Raw genomic sequence first — 20,210 nt, forward strand, 5'->3', positions numbered from 1 at the left:
CAGTTTAAATAAATTAATTTTAAAGGAGAAAAATTATGAAAATAGTTATTGCAAGTGATCATGGTGGTTATGAATTAAAACAATTCTTAATCGACACATTTAAAAAGGAAGGTTATGATTTTGTAGATTACGGAACAGATTCTGCAGATAGTGTTGACTATCCTGACTATGCAATTAAAGTTGGCGAAGCTGTTGCAGCAGGAGAATTTGATAGAGGTATTTTAATTTGTGGTACAGGTATTGGTATCAGCATTGCTGCTAATAAAGTAAAAGGTATCAGAGCTGCTCATTGTACAGATACATTCTCTGCTAAAATGTGTAAACAACACAACAATGCAAACATCATTGTATTAGGCGGAAGAATTACAGGTCCTGAACTTGCTGCTGAAATCCTTAGAGCTTATTTAGATGAAAAAGAATTTTTAGGCGGAAGACACGAAAACAGAATTAACAAAATTAAAGCATACGAAGAAAAAGTATACAAATAATAAAAGGAAAAAATAATGGAAAATAATCAAAGACCTTCGTGGGATGAATATTTTATGGATATGTTGGAAGTTGTAAAAACTCGTTCAACTTGTATAAGAAGACAAGTTGGAGCAATAATAGTAAAAGACCATAAAATTATTTCTACCGGTTATAACGGAGCTCCAAAAGGTCTTAAGCATTGTACAAAAGATACTTGCATAAGACTTAAAAACAATATAAAAAGCGGAGAAAGACATGAGCTTTGCAGGGCTACCCATGCAGAACAAAATGCTATTATTTCTGCGGCAACCATGGGAGTAAGTGTGGAAGGAGCAGATATTTATATAACTGATTCTCCTTGTATTCTCTGTTCAAAAATGTTAATAAATGCAGGTATTAAAAGAATTGTATATAAAGGTAATTATCCTGATGAATTTAGTATGGAATTATTAAAGGAAGCAGGAGTTGAGGTTGTTAAATATGACGGAAAATAATAAAAATAATGATATCTCAAGTATTGCAAAAGCTTTGGCGATATTTTTTCAGCTGGGCATTACTATTGTTGTAACAATAGTTTTATGTTTGTTTTTTGGAAAATTCTTAGATACAAAGTTTCAAACGGGTAATATTTGGACGTTAATATTTTTATTTCTTGGTATATTGGCAGCCATTAGGAATATGTATTATATTCTTAAAAATGTAATGAAAAAATAAAAAAATATGGTGGTTTGCTTTTGCAAACCACCATATAAGCAATACGAATAATAATGAATGAGGCTTAAAATGAATAAGGAAAATAACGAGAATTTTACCATTGAAGATTTACTAAAAGAGCAAATTCAAATAAGTATATTTACTTTGATTTTAAATTTTATTTTTATAATTTTTGTATTGCTTTTTAAATTAGATAAGAGTATAATTCTTGGAATAATATCAGGATGTCTTGTTGCTTTAATATTTCATTGGATGTTATTCAATGATTTAAGAACGGCAATAAAGATGGATAAGGACAGTGCCGTAAATTATGCCAATTTACATGCTGCCATAAGAAAAGTACTCTTGATATTGGTATTAGTTTTTCTTGTTGCTAATAAGTGGATAAAAGTAAATGTAATAGGACTAATAATAGGGTTATTATCTTTTAGAGCCGTGTTATATGTTTATAATCTTATTAGTTTAAAAAACAAGTAATAAAAAAATGGAGAAGAGAAAATGAATGTAAGTATTAGTACTGTTGATAATATTTTTAATATCGGCAAAATACCTATATCTAATACAATTATTTGGACTGTAATTATTTTAGCTTTAACCTTCGTTTTTTTAATGTATTTAGCAAAAGGTCTTGAAATTAGACCTAATTCTAAAAAACAAGTTATTGCTGAATATATGGTAAGTGCTTGCAGAGATTTTGTAAGCAGTACTATGGGTAAGAAAAACATTGGTTTTACACCATACTTTTTTGCCTTGGCTGCTTTCTTGCTTGTTGCAAACTTAAGTAGTTTTGTATTCCTTGGGATAGTAAGACCTCCTACTGCGGATTTGGCTACAACACTTACACTTGGAATTATAACTTTTGTATTAACTCAATATTATGGATTAAAAACAAAAGGTATAAAAAAATACTTGAAGGATTTTACAGAACCGGTATTTTTCTTTTTACCTATAAATATTATTGGTGAAATCGCAAATCCTGTTTCACTTGGTTTCCGTTTATTCGGTAACATTACAGGTGGACTTATAATATTATCATTGGTATATTCTATATTTGTCGGTTCCGCAAAAGTTGCAATGTTTGTTTTCTTTACATCATTGATTTTATGTCTATACTTATGTTTTGGGAAAGCAAACAAATTTACGGAAAATAAGATTGTTAGAATTGTTGCCATATTATTACTTATACCATCATTCTTTGTAGCATTCTGTCACGGTTATTTTGACTGGTTTGCCGGAATACTTCAAACATTTATATTCTGTATGTTATCGATGGTATTCATTTCATCCGCAATGGATGAAGAATAATTTGCCTTTACCCGATTTTTAATCGGATAAAATATAAAAATAGAAAAATGCTTTTTTATTCAAGGAGGAAATAATAATGAATATTTCAGGAAGTGATTTAATTTTAGCATGTTCAGCAATAGGTGCCGGTCTTGCCATGATAGGTGCATTAGGTACAGGGGTTGGACAAGGTAATGCAACAGGTAAAGCTTGTGAATCAGTTGCAAGACAACCAGAAGCAGAAGGAACAATATTAAAAACATTATTAACAGGTTGTGCTGTTGCGGAAACATCAGCTATTTATTGTTTGGTTGTCGCTTTAATTTTATTATTTGTTAAACCTTTTAGCTAAAAAAGACAACGATAATAAAGGTAAGGTGGTGATTATATGCTAGCTGGATCATTAATAAACTTTTCAACTGAAATGCTTTATCAAATGTTAATTCAGGGTGCAATATTTTTACTATTCTTTATTTTGGTAAAGAAATTCTTTTATGATAAAGTCGTAGATGTTATTGATAAAAGACAAAGTATTATAACCGAAGAATTTGACAAAGCGGAAAATGAAAATTTAAAAGCAAACGCTTTAAAACAAGAATATGAAAAGAAAGTAAAAAGTATCAATGAAGAAGCTTTAGCTATTACTAACGAGGCTACCAAAGAAGCTAAAGAAATAAAAGAAAATATTATTTCTCAGGCAAATGAGGAAGCTAGAAAGATTAAAGCTAAATCTAAAAAAGATATTGAAAGTGCAAGAGAACTTGCAATGAAAGAAATGAAAGATAATATTATTGATATTTCTTTAGATATAACGAATAAAGTTATAGATGCAAAACTTGATAAAGATGCTGATGAAGCATTGATTAAAAAAGCTATTGCAAGTTTGGATGAGGTGCATTATGAGTAATGCTGCTTACAGATATGCTTATTCTTTATCATCTTTATGTATAGAAGAAAACATAATAGATACTGTATATGATAAATTTACATCATTTTATGATTCATTATTAAGTAACGAAGAACTTTATAACGTTCTTTCAAACGAAACAATAATGAAAGAAGATAAAAAAAGTATCATTAACAATATTCTTAGTGATGAAGATAATAAAATACTTAAAAACTTTTTTAATATTTTAGTTGATAAGGATAGGATTTGCGAAATCAAAATGATATATCTTAATTTTAAGAAAATGTACTTAGAATATAAAGGTATTTTAGATGTTGAGGTTGTAAGTGCAAATCCGTTAAGTGATGAATTAAAAGAAAGTTTAAAAAATAAGTTATCAAAAAAACTTGATAAAACAATTATCTTAAATGAAAAAATAGATAAAGATATCATTGGGGGTATCGTACTATTTATTAATGGAAAAATGATTGATTTATCAGTAAAAAATGAACTTAATCAAATAAAAAGACAGTTAAAAGAAACAAAGATAGTTTAAGAAGGGAAATAAAAATGAATTTAAAACCCGAAGAAATCAGTAGAATTATAAAAGACCAAATTAAAAACTATGACCAAAAAATAGAAACTACTTCAGTAGGTACTATCTTAAGTGTTGGTGATGGTATCGCCAGAGTTCATGGTTTAGATGGCGCAATGATGGGTGAACTTATTTTGTTCCCTGGTGATGTTTATGGTATGGTTTTAAACCTTGAAGAAGACAATGTTGGTTGTGTTCTGCTTGGTGATGATACAAATATCGTAGAGGGAGACACTGTAAAATGTACAGGTAAAATTATGAGTGTACCTGTAGGAGAAGGTGTTATCGGAAGAGTTGTAAATGCTCTTGGTGAACCTATTGACGGTAAAGGAAATATCATAGCTGAAGAATACAGAAGAGCCGATGTAAAAGCCAGCGGTGTAATTGAAAGAAAAAAAGTAAGTGTACCGCTACAAACAGGTTATAAAGCCATTGACTCTTTAATTCCAATCGGAAGAGGACAAAGAGAACTTATCATTGGTGATAGACAAACAGGTAAAACTGCTTTAGCAGTTGATACAATTTTAAATCAAAAAGATGAAGACGTAATTTGTGTATATGTTGCTATCGGACAAAAAGCAAGTACAGTAGCGCAAATTGTAGGAACACTTGAAGAATACGGTGCAATGGATTATACAACAGTAGTATGTGCCACAGCCAGTGAAATGGCACCGCTTCAATATCTTTCTCCTTATTCAGGATGTGCAATTGCAGAATATTTTATGGATAAAGGAAAAGATGTATTAATAGTTTACGATGATTTAAGTAAACATGCGGTGGCTTATCGTTCAATGACATTACTACTTCGTAGACCACCTGGAAGGGAAGCTTATCCAGGGGATGTATTCTATTTGCATTCAAGACTTTTGGAAAGAGCTGCAAGACTTGAAAAAGGCGGTTCAATAACTGCTCTTCCTATTATTGAAACACAAGCAGGGGATATTTCAGCATATATTCCAACTAACGTAATTTCAATTACAGACGGACAAATATTCCTTGAAAGTGAACTTTTCCATGCCGGTGTAAGACCTGCTGTAAACCCTGGTATTTCAGTTTCAAGGGTTGGGGGAGATGCACAAATTACAACAATGAAAAAAGTTGGCGGACCTCTTAGAATAGAGTATGCACAATACAGAGAACTTGCTTCATTCGCACAATTCGGTTCTGATCTTGATAAGTCAACAAAGGCAAGTCTTGAAAAAGGGAAGAGAATTGTTGAAATGTTAAAGCAAGAGCAATATTCTCCTATGAAAGTAGAAGAACAAATACTTGTTATTTATGCTATTACAAATAACTTTGCAAGAGATGTTAAAGTTGATGATATCAAAGACTTTGAAAAAGGATTAGTTGAATATGCACATACAAATGCAGCTAGTACTTTAGAAAAATTAAAAGTTGCAAAAGGATTTGATGATCAATTAACTGAAGAATTGACAAAATTAATTAACGACTATAAAGATATTTTTCTAACTGGTCGAATATAAAGGAGCTATGAGTTATGGCTGAAAATATGGCAGACATTAAAAGAAGAATAAAAAGTGTGTCAAGTACAAAGCAAATAACTAAAGCAATGGAACTTGTTGCAAGTTCAAAACTTAGAAAAGCAAAAGAAAGAGCTATAAGCAGAAGTCATTATACAGATGCAACATATCAACTTCTTCTTAGAATAGCAAAATATACTTCTCACATAAACAATTTATATTTTAATGTAAGAGATGATGCTCATAAAATAATATATATTGTTTTAAGCGGTGATAAAGGGCTTGCCGGCGGTTTTAACTCTAATGTTATTAAAGAAACTGTAAGTCAAATAGGCGATAAAAAAGAAGATGCATATATTTTTGCACTTGGTGCAAAGGGTGCCGACTATTTTAAGAAAAACGGATATGATGTAGTAGGTGAATATATTGGAATAAGCGATGACCCTAACTACGGTGTTGCTAAAAAGATTATCGGTACAGTAATTAATCTTTACAGCAGCAATAAAGATGTCAGAGGGGTAAGAATGATTTATTCTAAATTCAACTCTGTTGTATCTCAAGGTGTATTAAGTGCAAAAGTTCTTCCTATTTCAAGAAAAGCGAAGAACAGCGACGGCAGTGATGTTAAAAGTGAATTAGTCATAGAGCCGGGTGGAGAGGAATTATTGGAAGAATTAGTTCCTCAATATATAACAAGTCTTCTTTATGGTGCCATGATTGAAAATCATGCTGGTGAAGAAGCATCAAGAAGAATGGCAATGAGTGCAGCTACAGACAATGCAAACGAGCTTTTAGATGAACTTGAAATAAGATACAATTCAGCCAGACAGTCAAGTATTACAAATGAACTTATAGAAATAGTTTCAGGTGCAGAAGCCTTGAAGTAAAGGAGAAGAACAATGAATGATGAAAATTTACATTTAGAAATTGCAACTCCTACAAGGACTTTTTATAAAGATTATGTAGAGAAATTTACTTTTAGAGCTACAAGCGGAGAAATGACAGTGCTGCGTAATCACGTGCCTACAATGACTGTTGCTGATATTGGAATAATGCATATAACAAATTTAGAAGGTGAAAGGCAAGAGGCGACATTGTTTGGAGGAACTGTTTTAATAGAAAACAATAAAATCCTTGTTGTAACAGACGATGCTTTATGGCCTGAAGAAGTTGACGTAAAAAGAGCTGAAGAAGCTAGAAGAAGAGCTGAAGAAAAACTTCATTCAAGCAAATATAACCGTCAAGAATTTGTTCATGCAGAACATAAGTTAAAGAAAGCTTTAGTAAGAATAGATTTAGCAAATACGTATGAAGGTATTTCTAGACATAAGAAATATTAGTCACATGAATTAAAGGAGACAAAAAAGTCCTATGGAAAATATAAAAGGAAAAATAGTCCAAGTTGTAGGACCGGTTGTTGATGTTCAGTTTAACGACGGAGAATTACCTAAATTAAACGAAGCTATTAAAATAGATAATCACGGTGAAGAATTAATCATAGAAGTTAGCGAACATATCGGGGACAATACAGTAAGATGTATTGCTATGGATACAACTGACGGGCTAATTAGAGGAATGGAAGCTACTGCTACCGGTAATCCTATTATGGTTCCGGTAGGAGAAAAAACATTAGGCAGAATGGTTAATGTTTTAGGACAACCAATAGATGGAAAAGAAATGGATATGGATGGAGTTAAACTTTCTCCAATTCATAGAGATCCACCATCTTTTGAACAACAACAAACTGTTCCTGAAGTATTTGAAACAGGAATTAAAGTTGTAGACTTAATTTGTCCTTACACAAAGGGTGGTAAAATCGGTTTATTCGGTGGTGCCGGAGTTGGTAAAACTGTATTAATCCAAGAACTTATCAGTAATATTGCCACAGAACATGGTGGTCTTTCTGTTTTTGCCGGTGTAGGTGAAAGAACAAGAGAAGGAAACGACCTATATTATGAAATGAAAGATTCAGGAGTTTTAGAAAAAACTTCATTATGCTTTGGTCAGATGAATGAGCCTCCTGGAGCAAGAATGAGAGTTGCTTTAACAGGGCTTACTATGGCAGAATATTTTAGAGATGAAGAAAATCAAGATGTACTTTTATTCATTGATAACATCTTTAGATTTACTCAAGCCGGTAGTGAAGTTTCTGCTTTACTTGGTAGAATGCCTTCAGCCGTAGGTTATCAACCAACACTTGCTACAGAAATGGGTGCATTACAAGAAAGAATCACATCTACAAAGAATGGTTCAATTACATCGGTTCAAGCGGTATACGTACCTGCCGATGACTTAACAGACCCTGCTCCTGCAACAACATTCGCTCACTTGGATGCTACAACTGTACTTTCAAGAGCAATCAGTGAAAAAGGTATTTATCCTGCTGTTGACCCTCTTGAATCAACAAGTAGAATTTTGGATCCAAAAGTAGTTGGTGAAGAACATTATCAAATTGCAAGAGGAGTTCAAGAAATACTTCAAAGATACAAAGAACTTCAAGATATCATTGCAATTTTAGGTATGGAAGAATTAAGCGAAGAAGATAAACTTATTGTTGGAAGAGCAAGAAAAATTGAAAGATTCTTATCTCAACCATTCCATGTTGCTGAACAATTTACAGGTTTACAAGGAGCATATGTTCCTATTTCAGAAACTCTTAGAGGCTTTAAAGAAATCTTACAAGGTAAACATGATGATTTACCTGAAGCTGCATTTTTACTTGTTGGAACAATTGATGATGCAGTTAAAAAAGCAAAAGAAATTGAAGAAACTGAATAATAAAAAAAATACATTTATGATTTTCATAAATGTATTTTTTTATTGCAATAAATAAAAAAGCCTTAAGAATATCTTAAGGCTTAAATTTCAAAAATGGTGATCCGTCAGGGGATCGAACCCTGGACACCCTGATTAAGAGTCAGGTGCTCTGCCAGCTGAGCTAACGGACCATTTATCATGCTTTATTATTATAATAAAGTATGATAAAAAAGTCAATAATTTACAAATATAAAATATTTAAAAGAGGAAGAGCTAAATATTTTTTTTCCTATAATATTGTAACCTAAGATTAAATAAAGTTTTAAAATTGTTAAATTAGATTTTTCAGTTTTTTTATGACCGTGAAATGTTTTGCTTCAAATGAAGTTTTTTTACCAAGTTTAAGGATGTTTTTCTTATGCATGAATGTAGTATATTTAATATATATCAGATTTTTCATTGTTTGTTAAATTTATTTTTATTTTGTATATGCAAAAGTCCTATGTTTTATAACATAGAACTTTTGTTTTATAATGTTTTTCTGTATTCTTTAACGATATCCATAAACTCTTTTACTCTTTGTCCGTCTACTTAATTTTCGAATTTACCGTCAACTTTGAATGTTGTTGCAACAACAGCACCATCTGCATGTTTTAGTTGTTCAATTATATTATTTTTGTTACATCCTGTATTACATAAAACTGTTGTATCAGGTACTGCATTTTTAACTTTCATTAATGTTTGCGTATCTGTTGGAGAGCCTGCCGTAAGTCCAGAAACGCAAAGTGCATCAGGTTTATGGTTAAATACGGTAGATTTTGCTATTGACTCAATAGGTCTTTCAGCTAAATATACAGCTGCTTCCGGAACAATATTATAAAGAAGTTTAACGTTTTCTGCGCCGATTTTATATTGGTGTCTTACAGTTTTCCCCTGCATTTGTGTTCCAAAGCCCAAAGTCAGAAGCATAAACACCGCTTATGATTTCTCTTATAAACTTAGCGCCGACAGATACTGCTAAATCAAGAGATGCAATGGGATCCCATAAACAGTTCACACCATAAGGTATTTTTATATCAGGCATTAATCTTCCTATTATGTAAGCCATAGCCGCTACAGTGGGAGTTTCTACTTTTGTTAAATATGGTAAACTGAATTCATTTGAGAACATTACACCGTCTACTCCTCCATCTTGTAGTGCTAAAAATTCTCTTCTGGCTTTTTCGATTACTTTTTCCATTCCTCCTTCTTTATCAAATCCGGGATCTGATGGAAGTGCAGGTAAATGGCACATTGCAATAATAGGTTTTTCTACATTAAAGATTTCTTTTGTCCAACTCATTTTATTTCCTCCTTAGTATTTAATTGGATTAAAGTTTTATTTGCATATATTTTAAGAAGAGTATTCTTCTAATGCGTTTATATAATTTTCACTTGAAAAAACATATCTTCCTACAACGGCTGTATCTATATCAAGATCTTTTATTTTTTCTATTGTTTCTTTTGATAGTCCTCCGTCTACCCATATCTTTACGTGAGAAGGTAGGACTTCCTTTGCTTCTTTTATTTTTTCGATTACAGGTTCATAAAAAGTCACTCCTTTATTATCAGGCTCTGCAGTCATTAAAATTATATAATTTATATCATTTAAAAAAGGTTTTAAATAACTTATAGGTGTAGATATGTTTAATGCAAAACCTATATTTTCAAATTTGCATTTTTTTGCAAGATTGATAAATTCCAAAGGGTATAATAAAGGTTCTATATGGCAGCTTATAGATTTTATATTTAATTTTGACAAATTTTCAACAAATTGAAGAGGTTCTTTTACAACAAGGTGTGTATCAATCTCTTTTTCAGGTGCATATTTTGATATTAATTTTGCCGTTTTTATTCCAAATGTTATGTTTGGGCTAAAACTACTGTCTTCAATGTCAAGATGAAGTAAAGGCCATTCTTTTAATTTATCAAGTTCTTCTTTTATATTTAATGTGTTAGAAGAGGCTATTGAAGGATTTAATTTCATTTTCTTTCTCCTTTCCTATTTCTTGAGTAGAATATAACACAATATGAGAATAAATGCAATAGTTTGATACAAAAAATATTAAAATTTATCATTTTGTATCATAAATATTACTTTAAGTAATTATATATGTAAATTGATAAGCTTTTAAATAAAGGGTTTTATGGGTTGAAAAGAAAATCATTTAATGATATAATTTGAGAAAATAATATAAAATAATAAAGTAGGTAAGATTATGATACAAATTGAAAGATTTGATAGGATATTGGAAATAGTGGATCAGAGAGGTTATGTTAGCGTAAATGAGCTTGAAAAAATTCTCGATGTTTCCAGAGCAACTATTTACAGAGATTTGAAAGACTTGAATATTCAAGGGAAATTAAATGTAACAAGAGGAGGGGTAAGTAAAATTAATCAAGGCAGTAGTTTTGAAATGCCATATTATGAAAAGAAATCACATAATACAGAAGAAAAAATAAGAATTGCCAAAACAGCTTTGGGTTTTATTAATACAAATCAAACTATTTTTATGGATTCAAGCACGACTGTAACTGAAATGACATCTTTTATGAATGATTATAAAGATATTCAGGTTATTACAAATGATTTAAAAATTGCTTCCAATTTATCAGGTGCTAAAAATATGCAAGTTATAATTGCAGGCGGCGTTTTACGACATGGTTTTTATACTGTTTCCGGTTTTTTAACAGAGCAAAACTTAAATTCTCTTAGGGTAGATATATCATTTATGAGTTTTGATGCAATAAGTTTGGATGGGGGATGCATGATAACAAATATGGAAGAAGTTTCCATAAAAAATCTGGGAATAAAAAAAGCAAGACAGAAAATTTTGTTATGTGATCATTCAAAATTTGAAAAAAATGCTTTTGCTTCTGTTTGTGGATTAAAAGACATTGATATAATAATAACAGGAAAAGAGCTTGATGAAAATATATATAAAGAATATATTGAGAATGAAATTAATATTATAAGGGTTTAAAAAAGTGCCTTATGGCACTTTTTTAATATATCTCATCAGTGATTATTTTTGCACATTCTTCAAGTTTTCCTCTGTCTAATGCAAATTTGAATACACTGTAACGTTCTCTTATTTTATGACAGTTTAACATGCTTTCATAAAATAGATTTTTATCTATTCCGATATCTTTTGGTAAAACCGGATTTCCCATTATTTTTAACATATTTTCTATATCTTCTGGAGTATAAACATTTTCCATTATATTGTTAGGTATAATATCTCTTAATAGGTAAAACATTTTTGAAACAATTGGAGTGGCAATTCCTACTTTTATTCCATGTAGCTCAGGGTATCTATTATTTTTTATAAAATCTACTTCCCAATAATGTGAAAGCATATGTTCTGCTCCTGATGCAGGACGAGAAACACCAACAAGTCCCATTGCAACTCCTGTAAGTGTAAGGGCTTCAATTAAGTATTTTATTGCATTTTCATCTCTGTCTTTTAATTTATCAGCGCTGTTAATTGTTTTTTGAACAGCTTCTTTTGTTAATTGAATACAGGTTTCGCAGTAGTATTCATCGTTTATTTCTTTTGATAATTCCCAGTCCATTAAAGCAGTTATTTTACCTATTATATCTCCATATCCGGCTCTTATAAGTTTCATTGGAGCATTTTTCATTATGTTTATATCTCCTATGATTGCATAAGCTAAAGTTGCATTAAAAGATATTTTCATTCCGTTACATATAAGAGGAGCGCCGTCTGATGCATAACCGTCCATTGAAGGAGCCGTGCATATGATTATATATGGAATACCTGTTTTTATGGATAAGAATTTACCAATATCGTTTATGGTTCCACTTCCTATGGCTATAATAAGTTTTGTATCGTTGTCCATTTCCATAAAAAGTCTGCCAACAACTTTTTCATCAGGGATTAATATTTCTTCTCCGGTTTCAATTATAAAATTTTTATAATTATAATTGTTTTTATCTAGTTCATTTAACGTTTCTTTTCCTGCGGCGTTAAATGTATTTGTATCACTAAAAACAAATATCTTATTATCTTTAAAAGGTGATATTATTCTGTCAAGTTCTTCTATTGCATTTTCTTTTATACATATATCGTGTATGTTCAAAGTATGTTTTTTCCCGCATTCACAATCAAAACTCAGGTTTGACATTTCATTTATACTCATTTCTAATATATATTTCATTTTAATCTCCTTTTTATTTTCTATGGTATACTTCCATTTCGTATCTTGTTTTGTATGCGTTTGATTTTGCTTCGACATATTCAATTGGTTCATTTGTTATTGTATAAGTTGTTGATTTTAATAAACTTATTGGATCATTTAATTTAATGTCTAAATGCATTGCATCGTATTCATCAGCTTTAATTATTACTAATTCTTGTTTTCCTTTATAAGGTATTATGCCTATATTTGATAATGTTTTGTACAAAGATGCATTTGTAAAATCTTCTTTCATTAAATATTTTGCATATTTTTTTAATAAGTAAGATGTTGTAAGGGAAAACAATTTATCATCTATATATCTTTGTCTTTCCAGTTTAAAAACTTCATCACCTTCATTTATATTTAATTTTTTTGCAATATATTCATCAGCTTTCCATATGTTTTGAAATAAAACTTTACTTTTTATTTCCTTGCCTTGAAGTTTTGCATCACTGTAAAAACCTAATGTTGAAGTAAGTTGATGGTCTATATAAGGGCTATTGCCTAAATAGAAAGTACCTTTTCGCTCTCGTTTTTCTATTAATCCTTCTTCTTCAATAAGTTTTAATGCAGATTTTATTGTAGGCCTGCTGACGTTATATTTTTCACAAAGTTCTCTTTCGCTTGGTAATATTGAATAATATCCTAAGTTTTTAAAGTCTGTTATTAATTCTTCTTTTATTTTTTTATATAAAGGTTCTTTGCTCATTTTACCTCCTTTATATACCCAGTGGATATATTATAATTATATATTATATCAAGAAATAAAAAAAGTCAATAAAAAAAGTATATCCAGTGGATATACTTTTAATTATTTTATATTATTGGTTTTTTCATATATATATCTATATCTGTCACATAGTTTACTTTCTAAAAATTTGTTTTCAAATTCTTCAACATTTTTACAATTTTCGGCCATTTTTTCTATTTTTTCAAATAAAAAATCAGTAAATTTTTTTATTTTGCTATTATAGCAATGATTAAATATTAAATTTTTTCTTGCATCAATGGTCGCTTTTATATATGTATCCATTTTATCACTCCTTTAATATTTATATACATATGTTATCATTTCTTTTTGTCATTTATTTGTATATTATCTGATAATTAAAAATTAATATTGTGAGATTTTATTATTATTATAAAATTATATGCCTTTTTTTATTAAAGATTTGTCTTTTTTTGATATAATAAACCTATAAAATTTTAAGGAGATAACGTTGAATAATTTTGTTGATTATTTTGAAGAAAATGAAATAAGTGAATTAAGCAGCATTAATTTTGAAAATCCCGAAATTGGTTTTGATGTGGATTTTAAAATAAATGACCATATAGAAATTATCGATGTAAATGATAAAATGTTAACCATAGAATTTACAAGAAGTCTTATTGAATTGGATCTTGATGAATTGTTCCTTGAAATAAGCGTTTTGATTACATTCAAGGTTAAGAAAGAATTTGATAATACAATTGTTTTTCTATCTAAAATAAAACAAGAGGATTTGAAAAAAGTGATACTCGAAAATGAGGATTTCTTTTTAAGCTGTTCAATTTGTACAGTTTCTCTTTTAATTTCTCAAATTTTGTCTGCATTTGGTCGAATTCCACCAATTACGCCGCCTTTATTTATAAAAGAATAAATTTTAATATTGTCTAAATTTTCAAAAAACTATTGACAATTCTTTTAAAAGGTAGTATCATCAAAACAACATTAATATAGAAAACCGTAGAGAAAGAGTAGTAGACAAGATAAGAATGATTTACAGAGAGTTATAAGACGGTGAGATTATAGCATGATTTCCTTGTTGAATGGACTTTTGAGGGTGGCTTTGAAATGAAAAAAGTATGGGCCATCGGGCACCCGACCCGTTATCATAAAGGGCGTATATGATGGTATACGAATTTGAGTGGGCATATTATATATGTCAATTTGAGTGGCAACGCGGATATTTCGCCTCAAGCAATTTTGCTTGAGGCTTTTTCTATATTAAAAATAAAAATTTTTAATAAAGAGAGGAAAGACAAATGAAAATGAAAAAAGTATTAATGGTAGGACTAAGTTTAATGTGTATGGCAGGAGTGCTTGCAGGATGTGGTAATTCATCAGGATCAAGTGATGGAAATTATGAAATAGGTATTTTACAATTTGCAAATCACGGTTCTTTGGATAACTGCAGAGAAGGTTTTTTACAAGGATTAAAGGAAGAAGGAATTGAAGAAGGAAAGAATTTAACAGTTACATATAAAAATTCTGGTTCAGATATGGCAACTGATAATCAAATTGCATCAAGTTTTGCTTCAAAAGATTATGATCTTATTTGTGCAATAGCAACTCCAAGTGCACAAAGCGCATACAACGCAACTAAAGATAAGGATACTCCCGTTGTTTACACAGCTGTTACATCTCCAAAACTTGCTGGATTTGTAGACGATAATAATAAAAATGTTGGAAATATAACAGGTACATCTGATTTGATTTTGGCAGACGAACAATTAAAATTAATAAAAGATATGATGCCTGATGTTAAAAATGTAGGAATTCTTTACAGTACAAGTGAAGTTAATTCACAGTCAGGTATTGAAGCATATGAAAATGCAGCTTCAAAATATGGAATAACTATTGTTACACAAGGTATAAGCTCTTCTGCTGATATTCCTATGGCAACAGACAGTTTACTTAAAAAAGTTGATTGTATAACAAATTTAACTGATAATACTGTTGTAAGCAATCTTCCAACAATTTTAGATAAAGCAAACAAAGCGAAAATTCCAGTTTTCGGTTCTGAAGTTGAACAAATAAAAAATGGTTGTATTGCTTGTGTCGGTATTGATTATGTAAAACTTGGAAACCAAACAGGAAAAATGGCTGCAAAAATATTAAAAGGTGAAGCTACGGCAAAAGATATGGAATTTGAAACATTTAATGCTGGCGAAATTGTTATAAATACAAAAGTTGCATCTGATCTTGGAATAACAATTCCTGATAGTGTACAATCAAGTGCTTCACAAACTTTTGATAGTGTTGCTTCTGAAGAATAATAATAATTTAATTGCCATATATAAGTTTTCTTATATATGGCAAACTATAAAAGTTTATAAATATAAGATTAATATTTAATTTCATATTTATACATTTTAAGAAAAGAGGAGAGTGTTTTGGATTTATTACTTAGTATTTTTGAACAGGGCTTTATATATGCAATAATGGCTCTTGGCGTATATATTACATATAAAATTTTGGATTTTCCGGATTTATCAGTTGACGGAACTTTTCCCCTTGGGGCTGCAATTACTGCAGTACTTATTACAATGGGAGTTAATCCTTATGTAACTTTAATAATTTCTCTACTTGGGGGAGCTTTAGCCGGAGTGCTTACGGGTATAATACACGTAAAGTTTAAAGTAAGGGACTTGCTTTCAGGGATTATTATGATGACGGCTTTATATACTATAAATTTACGAATAGCCGGTGGAGTGGCAAATGTTCCTATTTTTAATTATAAAACTATTTTTGATAATGATTTTATAAATGGTATTTTCCCTGATTCCATATCGCAGTTTAAAACAGTTATAGTAGTTTTTATTATACTTTTAATTGCTAAATTATTACTTGATTTATATTTAAAAACAAAATCAGGATATTTATTAAGAGCAGTAGGGGATAATGAAAAAATAGTTACTTCTCTTGCAAAAGACAGCGGAATAACAAAGATAATTGGGCTTGCTCTTGCAAATGGGCTTGTTGCTCTTGCGGGAAGTGTAATGTGTCAACAACAAAGATTTTTTGAAATTACAATGGGAACGGGAACAATCGTTATAGGTCTTGCAAGCGTAATAATAGGTATGAATGTTTTTAAAACAAATAAGTTAAAAGCAACTACCGCAGTTGTTTTAGGTTCTGTTATTTATAAGGCATGTGTTGCAATAGCTATTGAATGTGGACTTGAAGCTTCTGATTTGAAACTTGTAACGGCTGTTTTATTCTTTGTTATTTTGGTATTCAGCATGGATAGGAAGAAGAAGGTGAAATCATGATAAAACTTGAACATATAGATAAATATTTTAATATAGGAACTATAAACGAATTATGTTTATTTAAAGATTTTAACTTAGATATTAATGACGGTGATTTTATTTCTGTTATAGGAAGTAACGGTTCAGGAAAAACTACGGTATTAAACTTAATATGTGGAAGTTTAGAACCTGAAAATGGTAAAATTATATTAGATAATGAAGATATAACAAAACAAAAAGAATATATAAGAAGTAGAAAAATAGGAAGAGTATATCAAGATCCGTCAATGGGAACTTGTCCAAGCATGACTATACTTGAAAATATGTCCTTAGCTGATAATAAAGGAAAATCTTATGGGCTTGGAATGGGGACAAATAAGAAGAGAGTAAATTATTATAAAGATCTTTTGTCTAGATTAAACCTTGGACTTGAAAATATGCTAGATACGAAAGTTGGTGCATTATCAGGAGGGCAAAGACAGGCAATGGCTCTTTTAATGACAACAATGTCAGATATAAAATTCTTAATTTTAGATGAGCATACAGCTGCGCTTGATCCTAAAACTGCTGAACTTATAATGAAATTTACAGATGAGATTGTAAAAGAAAAGAAGATAACTACAATAATGGTAACTCATAATCTTCGTTTTGCTACTGAATATGGAAATAGAATTTTAATGATGCATAAAGGTAATGTGATTATTGATAAAGCAGGGGAAGAAAAAGAAAATATAGATATAGATGATCTTCTTTCTAAATTTAATGAAATAAGCATTGAACTTGGAAATTCAATATAAAAAAAGACCTTATATAAGGTCTTTTTTTATATTTCATCTTTTTTTGTTAAACACATTTTTACAGAATGTTTCCAGCCTGCATATAATTCTTTTCTTTTCTCTTCTGTTATTTCACTATTAAAAAGTTTGCTTGTTTTTCTTACTTCTTTTAATTCTTTTTCACTATTCCATACTCCTGTTGCAAGTCCAGCAAGGAATGCTGCTCCCATTGCTGTAGATTCTATGCAGTTTGGTTTGTTTACAGGGCAGTTTAGTATATCTGATTGGAACTGCATTATAAAGTCGTTTTGACAAGCACCTCCGTCAACCATAAGTTCTTTTAGAGGAATCTTACTGTCATCTTCTATTGCATCAAGGAGATCTTTTGTTTGATAACAGATGCTTTCAAGAGCTGCTCTTACAATATGCGCTTTTTTTGCTCCTCTTGTAATTCCGGTTATAATTCCTTTTGCATACATATCCCAATAAGGAGCTCCAAGACCTGTAAATGCAGGCACTATATATACACCATTAGTATCATTTACACTTGTTGCGATTTGATATGTTTCTGCTGCTGTTTGAATCATACCAAGTTCATCTCTTAGCCACTGAACAACAGCTCCTCCAATAAATACGCTTCCTTCAAGGGCATAAGTGATTTTTCCGTCAATACCATAAGCGATAGTTGTTAAAAGTCCGTTATGAGATTTTATTGGTTCTTCTCCTGTATTCATAAGTAGGAATAGTCCTGTACCGTATGTATTTTTTGCTTCTCCTATATTGTAGCATCCTTGACCGAATAGGGCAGATTGTTGATCTCCTGCAACGCCTGCAATAGGAATTTCTTTTCCTAAAATTTCTTTATCCATATATCCAATTATCCCACTGCTATTAACAACTTCAGGTAAGATATTTTTAGGAATATCTAAAGCTTCCATTATTTTTTCATCCCATTTTAGATTATGGATATCATAAAGCATTGTTCTTGATGCATTTGTGTAGTCTGTTGCATGTACTTTTCCTTTTGTTAGATTGTATATAAGCCATGTATCAATGGTTCCAAAAAGAATTTTCCCTTCTTCGGCTTTCTTTCTTGCTCCCTCGACATTATCTAAAATCCATTTAATTTTTGTTGCAGAGAAATAAGCATCAATCTTAAGTCCTGTTGTATTTATTATATGTTGTTCAAGACCTTTTTCTCTTAGGTCTTCGCATATATCTGCAGTTCTTCTGCACTGCCATACTATTGCGTTATATATTGGGTATCCTGTATCTTTATCCCATAAAACAGTGGTTTCTCTTTGATTAGTTATACCGACTCCTTTAATATCATCAATATTTATATTAGCTTTTTGAACACATTGTTTTATGGTAAACAATTGTGTCATCCATATTTCCATTGCGTCATGCTCAACATATCCTGCCTTTGGATAAATTTGTTTGAATTCTCTTTGTTCAACACTGACTATGTCTGCGTTTTCATCAAATAAAATCGTTCTACAGCTTGTTGTACCTTGGTCGATTGCCAATATATATTTTTTCATAGGCTCACCTCTTTATGTTTATATATACTATTATACTTCATTATGTATACGTTTAGCAATATAATAATTTTATGTAAATAGTTTGTAAATATAATATTAAGATATTTATTTTAATGATATAATATAAAATAATATGATTAAAGGTAATATAAAATGGATATATATAAATTTTTTGATAAGAACAAAAATTATACAAAATTAGAAGAAAGAATTATTGATTATTTTTATGATAATATAGATTCTATTTTTTTTATGACAATTGGTGAAATTTCAAAAGATTTAAACATTTCTCAAGCAACGATTTCTAGATTTGTTAGGCATGCTGGATATTCAAATTTTAAATCTTTAAAGAATGCAATTTTAAGTAATCTGGGAAAAAAGACACCCGGGGAAAAAATTAGAGTATCTATAGACAAAAATATTGATGATCCGATATCTTCTTTTTATTTATATCAACAGAATTGCATTAATAAAACTTTTGATATGCTTGATTTAAATGTAATTGATAATATTTCACAAAGTATTATTGATTCTAAAAATATCTTTTTATATGGTAAAGGTGCTGCAAAAAGTTTATGTGATTTATTAAAATTTAGATTAAAACGATTTGGGAAAAATGTAATTATAATGAATTCAAGCGGCTCGGAAATGTTTGAAGATTTAATTAATATTAGAAAAGATGATTTAGTTATAATTTTTTCCTTTGAAAATTTATCAAAAGAAGTTGAAGTTATTTTATCTTATGCAAAGAAGGTTTACTTTAAAACTGCAATTTTTACCAGAAGAAAACATGATAAGTTATTAGATTGCGTTGACTTTGTTGTAAATGTGTATAGAGGACAACCTAATGAATATCATTCAATGGCTGCTCCTGTTATTCTTTTAGATAGCTTGGTAATTTTAACGGCATATAAAATGGGAGAAGATGTTATAAATAAATTGGAAGAACTTCATTGCTTAAAAGATTATTATATAGATAAAATACCAAGATAAGTATTTCATACTTATCTTGGCGATACTAAAACATCAACATAATTTCCACCCATAGAATAGATTTTCTTTAAACATTTTTTTAATAATGTTGCACTCTCAACTTGTATATCTATACTTTCAGAAATATTAATTGAATATTTATTATTTTTTATTGAATATTTTAATTGTTCAATAGTATTAATATCATCAAATATACTGTTATAAATACAACCATATTGAGTTGCTTGATGAGTATCACTTCCTGCTATATAATTGATATTTAGTTTTTCACTTAATTCTTTTGTTTTATTTATTGTGTAGTCTTTATTTAAAGCAATATCTTTTCCATTTAAGTCTATAAAATCAAGTTGATTTAATAATTTAAGGGGTAGAGATGGTATATTGCTTCCTTTTCTGTAAGGGTGAGCTGCTCCTATAATTATATTATAAGATTTAAGAAGAGATATTAAATTTTCA

At 29.9% G+C, this 20,210-nt stretch carries 26 protein-coding genes, 1 tRNA gene and 1 other annotated feature; of the genes, 18 read left to right on the top strand and 9 right to left on the bottom strand.

Annotated features, from left to right (window positions below; genetic code table 11):
* Window positions 1-35 precede the first annotated feature (35 nt).
* The 12 genes from rpiB to atpD all read left to right on the top strand — a co-directional run bounded on the left by rpiB (window position 36) and on the right by atpD (window position 8,206).
* Entirely contained in the window at window positions 36-488 is a 453-nt protein-coding gene (rpiB, locus tag FGQ49_RS04875) for a ribose 5-phosphate isomerase B (RefSeq protein ID WP_138268754.1), read from the top strand.
* A 15-nt stretch (window positions 489-503) separates the two neighbouring features.
* The gene (locus FGQ49_RS04880) at window positions 504-962 is read left to right on the top strand and encodes a deoxycytidylate deaminase (protein WP_138268755.1); all 459 of its coding nucleotides are present in this window, start codon (window positions 504-506) and stop codon (window positions 960-962) included.
* Window positions 949-1,182, top strand: coding sequence for an AtpZ/AtpI family protein (locus tag FGQ49_RS04885; RefSeq protein ID WP_138268756.1), 234 nt, complete (start codon window positions 949-951; stop codon window positions 1,180-1,182). The genes FGQ49_RS04880 and FGQ49_RS04885 overlap by 14 nt, the downstream gene beginning before the upstream one ends.
* Before the next feature lie 69 nt (window positions 1,183-1,251).
* Window positions 1,252-1,659, top strand: a complete 408-nt coding sequence (locus tag FGQ49_RS04890; protein WP_171020588.1) for an ATP synthase subunit I — start codon at window positions 1,252-1,254, stop codon at window positions 1,657-1,659.
* A gap of 21 nt (window positions 1,660-1,680) precedes the next feature.
* Window positions 1,681-2,487 (top strand): F0F1 ATP synthase subunit A, encoded by an 807-nt coding sequence (locus FGQ49_RS04895; protein ID WP_138268758.1) that lies wholly within the window; start codon window positions 1,681-1,683, stop codon window positions 2,485-2,487.
* A gap of 76 nt (window positions 2,488-2,563) precedes the next feature.
* The gene (atpE, locus tag FGQ49_RS04900) at window positions 2,564-2,818 is read left to right on the top strand and encodes an ATP synthase F0 subunit C (RefSeq protein ID WP_138268759.1); all 255 of its coding nucleotides are present in this window, start codon (window positions 2,564-2,566) and stop codon (window positions 2,816-2,818) included.
* Window positions 2,819-2,854: 36 nt separating this feature from the next.
* Window positions 2,855-3,373, top strand: a complete 519-nt coding sequence (atpF, locus tag FGQ49_RS04905; protein WP_138268760.1) for a F0F1 ATP synthase subunit B — start codon at window positions 2,855-2,857, stop codon at window positions 3,371-3,373.
* Entirely contained in the window at window positions 3,366-3,908 is a 543-nt protein-coding gene (gene atpH, locus FGQ49_RS04910; protein ID WP_171020589.1) for an ATP synthase F1 subunit delta, read from the top strand. The genes atpF and atpH overlap by 8 nt, the downstream gene beginning before the upstream one ends.
* Window positions 3,909-3,922: 14 nt before the next feature.
* Window positions 3,923-5,431, top strand: a complete 1,509-nt coding sequence (gene atpA, locus FGQ49_RS04915; RefSeq protein ID WP_138268762.1) for a F0F1 ATP synthase subunit alpha — start codon at window positions 3,923-3,925, stop codon at window positions 5,429-5,431.
* Window positions 5,432-5,445: 14 nt separating this feature from the next.
* A complete protein-coding gene (atpG, locus tag FGQ49_RS04920) occupies window positions 5,446-6,315 on the top strand; it encodes an ATP synthase F1 subunit gamma (RefSeq protein ID WP_138268763.1) in 870 nt (289 codons plus the stop codon).
* A gap of 12 nt (window positions 6,316-6,327) precedes the next feature.
* Window positions 6,328-6,768 carry an ATP synthase F1 subunit epsilon gene (atpC, locus tag FGQ49_RS04925; RefSeq protein ID WP_138268764.1) on the top strand — a complete coding sequence of 147 codons (441 nt, stop codon included), beginning with the start codon at window positions 6,328-6,330 and terminating at the stop codon, window positions 6,766-6,768.
* 31 nt (window positions 6,769-6,799) lie between these two features.
* Window positions 6,800-8,206, top strand: coding sequence for a F0F1 ATP synthase subunit beta (atpD, locus tag FGQ49_RS04930; RefSeq protein WP_138268765.1), 1,407 nt, complete (start codon window positions 6,800-6,802; stop codon window positions 8,204-8,206).
* Window positions 8,207-8,300: 94 nt separating this feature from the next.
* Here the strand turns inward: atpD and FGQ49_RS04935 are convergent.
* The 4 genes from FGQ49_RS04935 to FGQ49_RS04945 all read right to left on the bottom strand — a co-directional run bounded on the left by FGQ49_RS04935 (window position 8,301) and on the right by FGQ49_RS04945 (window position 10,211).
* Window positions 8,301-8,376 (bottom strand) — tRNA-Lys (locus tag FGQ49_RS04935).
* A gap of 400 nt (window positions 8,377-8,776) precedes the next feature.
* Window positions 8,777-9,154 carry a BtpA/SgcQ family protein gene (locus FGQ49_RS10730; protein ID WP_347559324.1) on the bottom strand — a complete coding sequence of 126 codons (378 nt, stop codon included), beginning with the start codon at window positions 9,152-9,154 and terminating at the stop codon, window positions 8,777-8,779.
* Window positions 9,093-9,527, bottom strand: coding sequence for a BtpA/SgcQ family protein (locus FGQ49_RS10735; RefSeq protein ID WP_347559325.1), 435 nt, complete (start codon window positions 9,525-9,527; stop codon window positions 9,093-9,095). The genes FGQ49_RS10730 and FGQ49_RS10735 overlap by 62 nt, the downstream gene beginning before the upstream one ends.
* Before the next feature lie 51 nt (window positions 9,528-9,578).
* The gene (locus FGQ49_RS04945) at window positions 9,579-10,211 is read right to left on the bottom strand and encodes a ribulose-phosphate 3-epimerase (protein ID WP_138268766.1); all 633 of its coding nucleotides are present in this window, start codon (window positions 10,209-10,211) and stop codon (window positions 9,579-9,581) included.
* Between the two features lie 232 nt (window positions 10,212-10,443).
* Here FGQ49_RS04945 and FGQ49_RS04950 point away from each other — a divergent pair, with 232 nt between their 5' ends.
* Window positions 10,444-11,208, top strand: a complete 765-nt coding sequence (locus tag FGQ49_RS04950; protein WP_138268767.1) for a DeoR/GlpR family DNA-binding transcription regulator — start codon at window positions 10,444-10,446, stop codon at window positions 11,206-11,208.
* 22 nt (window positions 11,209-11,230) lie between these two features.
* Here the strand turns inward: FGQ49_RS04950 and FGQ49_RS04955 are convergent, their stop codons facing one another.
* From FGQ49_RS04955 to FGQ49_RS04965, 3 genes are all read right to left on the bottom strand, one after another.
* A complete protein-coding gene (locus FGQ49_RS04955) occupies window positions 11,231-12,406 on the bottom strand; it encodes a sn-glycerol-1-phosphate dehydrogenase (protein ID WP_138268768.1) in 1,176 nt (391 codons plus the stop codon).
* Between the two features lie 13 nt (window positions 12,407-12,419).
* Complete coding sequence (locus FGQ49_RS04960; protein WP_138268769.1) at window positions 12,420-13,136, bottom strand: GntR family transcriptional regulator; 717 nt, start codon at window positions 13,134-13,136, stop codon at window positions 12,420-12,422.
* Window positions 13,137-13,238: 102 nt separating this feature from the next.
* Window positions 13,239-13,460, bottom strand: a complete 222-nt coding sequence (locus tag FGQ49_RS04965; RefSeq protein WP_138268770.1) for a hypothetical protein — start codon at window positions 13,458-13,460, stop codon at window positions 13,239-13,241.
* A 187-nt stretch (window positions 13,461-13,647) separates the two neighbouring features.
* On the opposite strand from FGQ49_RS04965, the gene FGQ49_RS04970 reads away from it, so the two are divergent.
* The 4 genes from FGQ49_RS04970 (at window position 13,648) to FGQ49_RS04985 (ending at window position 17,238) form a co-directional block, all read left to right on the top strand.
* A complete protein-coding gene (locus FGQ49_RS04970) occupies window positions 13,648-14,067 on the top strand; it encodes a hypothetical protein (protein WP_138268771.1) in 420 nt (139 codons plus the stop codon).
* A 78-nt stretch (window positions 14,068-14,145) separates the two neighbouring features.
* Window positions 14,146-14,389 (top strand) — a binding site (T-box leader).
* A gap of 63 nt (window positions 14,390-14,452) precedes the next feature.
* Window positions 14,453-15,466, top strand: coding sequence for an ABC transporter substrate-binding protein (locus FGQ49_RS04975; protein ID WP_138268772.1), 1,014 nt, complete (start codon window positions 14,453-14,455; stop codon window positions 15,464-15,466).
* Window positions 15,467-15,583: 117 nt separating this feature from the next.
* Window positions 15,584-16,462, top strand: a complete 879-nt coding sequence (locus tag FGQ49_RS04980) for an ABC transporter permease (protein ID WP_138268773.1) — start codon at window positions 15,584-15,586, stop codon at window positions 16,460-16,462.
* Window positions 16,459-17,238 (top strand): ABC transporter ATP-binding protein, encoded by a 780-nt coding sequence (locus FGQ49_RS04985; RefSeq protein ID WP_138268774.1) that lies wholly within the window; start codon window positions 16,459-16,461, stop codon window positions 17,236-17,238. Before FGQ49_RS04980 ends, FGQ49_RS04985 begins: the two co-directional genes overlap by 4 nt.
* Before the next feature lie 26 nt (window positions 17,239-17,264).
* On the opposite strand, the gene glpK is transcribed toward FGQ49_RS04985, so the two are convergent.
* Window positions 17,265-18,761 (bottom strand): glycerol kinase GlpK, encoded by a 1,497-nt coding sequence (gene glpK / locus FGQ49_RS04990; protein WP_138268775.1) that lies wholly within the window; start codon window positions 18,759-18,761, stop codon window positions 17,265-17,267.
* Between the two features lie 153 nt (window positions 18,762-18,914).
* Here glpK and FGQ49_RS04995 point away from each other — a divergent pair, with 153 nt between their 5' ends.
* Entirely contained in the window at window positions 18,915-19,754 is an 840-nt protein-coding gene (locus FGQ49_RS04995; protein ID WP_138268776.1) for a MurR/RpiR family transcriptional regulator, read from the top strand.
* An 11-nt stretch (window positions 19,755-19,765) separates the two neighbouring features.
* On the opposite strand, the gene FGQ49_RS05000 is transcribed toward FGQ49_RS04995, so the two are convergent.
* The coding region (locus FGQ49_RS05000; protein WP_279222111.1) for a PHP-associated domain-containing protein at window positions 19,766-20,210 on the bottom strand (445 nt) is incomplete at its 5' end.

The organism is Anaerofustis stercorihominis (assembly GCF_005844425.1).
In the GTDB taxonomy this organism is placed as follows: domain Bacteria; phylum Bacillota; class Clostridia; order Eubacteriales; family Anaerofustaceae; genus Anaerofustis; species Anaerofustis butyriciformans.

Bases quoted from the DNA above. Each gene is read 5' to 3' on its own strand.
- rpiB (WP_138268754.1), top strand. From the start codon at position 36: ATGAAAATAGTTATTGCAAGTGATCATGGTGGTTATGAATTAAAACAA.
- FGQ49_RS04880 (WP_138268755.1), top strand. From the start codon at position 504: ATGGAAAATAATCAAAGACCTTCGTGGGATGAATATTTTATGGATATG.
- FGQ49_RS04885 (WP_138268756.1), top strand. From the start codon at position 949: ATGACGGAAAATAATAAAAATAATGATATCTCAAGTATTGCAAAAGCT.
- FGQ49_RS04890 (WP_171020588.1), top strand. From the start codon at position 1,252: ATGAATAAGGAAAATAACGAGAATTTTACCATTGAAGATTTACTAAAA.
- FGQ49_RS04895 (WP_138268758.1), top strand. From the start codon at position 1,681: ATGAATGTAAGTATTAGTACTGTTGATAATATTTTTAATATCGGCAAA.
- atpE (WP_138268759.1), top strand. From the start codon at position 2,564: ATGAATATTTCAGGAAGTGATTTAATTTTAGCATGTTCAGCAATAGGT.
- atpF (WP_138268760.1), top strand. From the start codon at position 2,855: ATGCTAGCTGGATCATTAATAAACTTTTCAACTGAAATGCTTTATCAA.
- atpH (WP_171020589.1), top strand. From the start codon at position 3,366: ATGAGTAATGCTGCTTACAGATATGCTTATTCTTTATCATCTTTATGT.
- atpA (WP_138268762.1), top strand. From the start codon at position 3,923: ATGAATTTAAAACCCGAAGAAATCAGTAGAATTATAAAAGACCAAATT.
- atpG (WP_138268763.1), top strand. From the start codon at position 5,446: ATGGCTGAAAATATGGCAGACATTAAAAGAAGAATAAAAAGTGTGTCA.
- atpC (WP_138268764.1), top strand. From the start codon at position 6,328: ATGAATGATGAAAATTTACATTTAGAAATTGCAACTCCTACAAGGACT.
- atpD (WP_138268765.1), top strand. From the start codon at position 6,800: ATGGAAAATATAAAAGGAAAAATAGTCCAAGTTGTAGGACCGGTTGTT.
- FGQ49_RS10730 (WP_347559324.1), bottom strand. From the start codon at position 9,154: ATGCTTCTGACTTTGGGCTTTGGAACACAAATGCAGGGGAAAACTGTA.
- FGQ49_RS10735 (WP_347559325.1), bottom strand. From the start codon at position 9,527: ATGAGTTGGACAAAAGAAATCTTTAATGTAGAAAAACCTATTATTGCA.
- FGQ49_RS04945 (WP_138268766.1), bottom strand. From the start codon at position 10,211: ATGAAATTAAATCCTTCAATAGCCTCTTCTAACACATTAAATATAAAA.
- FGQ49_RS04950 (WP_138268767.1), top strand. From the start codon at position 10,444: ATGATACAAATTGAAAGATTTGATAGGATATTGGAAATAGTGGATCAG.
- FGQ49_RS04955 (WP_138268768.1), bottom strand. From the start codon at position 12,406: ATGAAATATATATTAGAAATGAGTATAAATGAAATGTCAAACCTGAGT.
- FGQ49_RS04960 (WP_138268769.1), bottom strand. From the start codon at position 13,136: ATGAGCAAAGAACCTTTATATAAAAAAATAAAAGAAGAATTAATAACA.
- FGQ49_RS04965 (WP_138268770.1), bottom strand. From the start codon at position 13,460: ATGGATACATATATAAAAGCGACCATTGATGCAAGAAAAAATTTAATA.
- FGQ49_RS04975 (WP_138268772.1), top strand. From the start codon at position 14,453: ATGAAAATGAAAAAAGTATTAATGGTAGGACTAAGTTTAATGTGTATG.
- FGQ49_RS04985 (WP_138268774.1), top strand. From the start codon at position 16,459: ATGATAAAACTTGAACATATAGATAAATATTTTAATATAGGAACTATA.
- glpK (WP_138268775.1), bottom strand. From the start codon at position 18,761: ATGAAAAAATATATATTGGCAATCGACCAAGGTACAACAAGCTGTAGA.
- FGQ49_RS04995 (WP_138268776.1), top strand. From the start codon at position 18,915: ATGGATATATATAAATTTTTTGATAAGAACAAAAATTATACAAAATTA.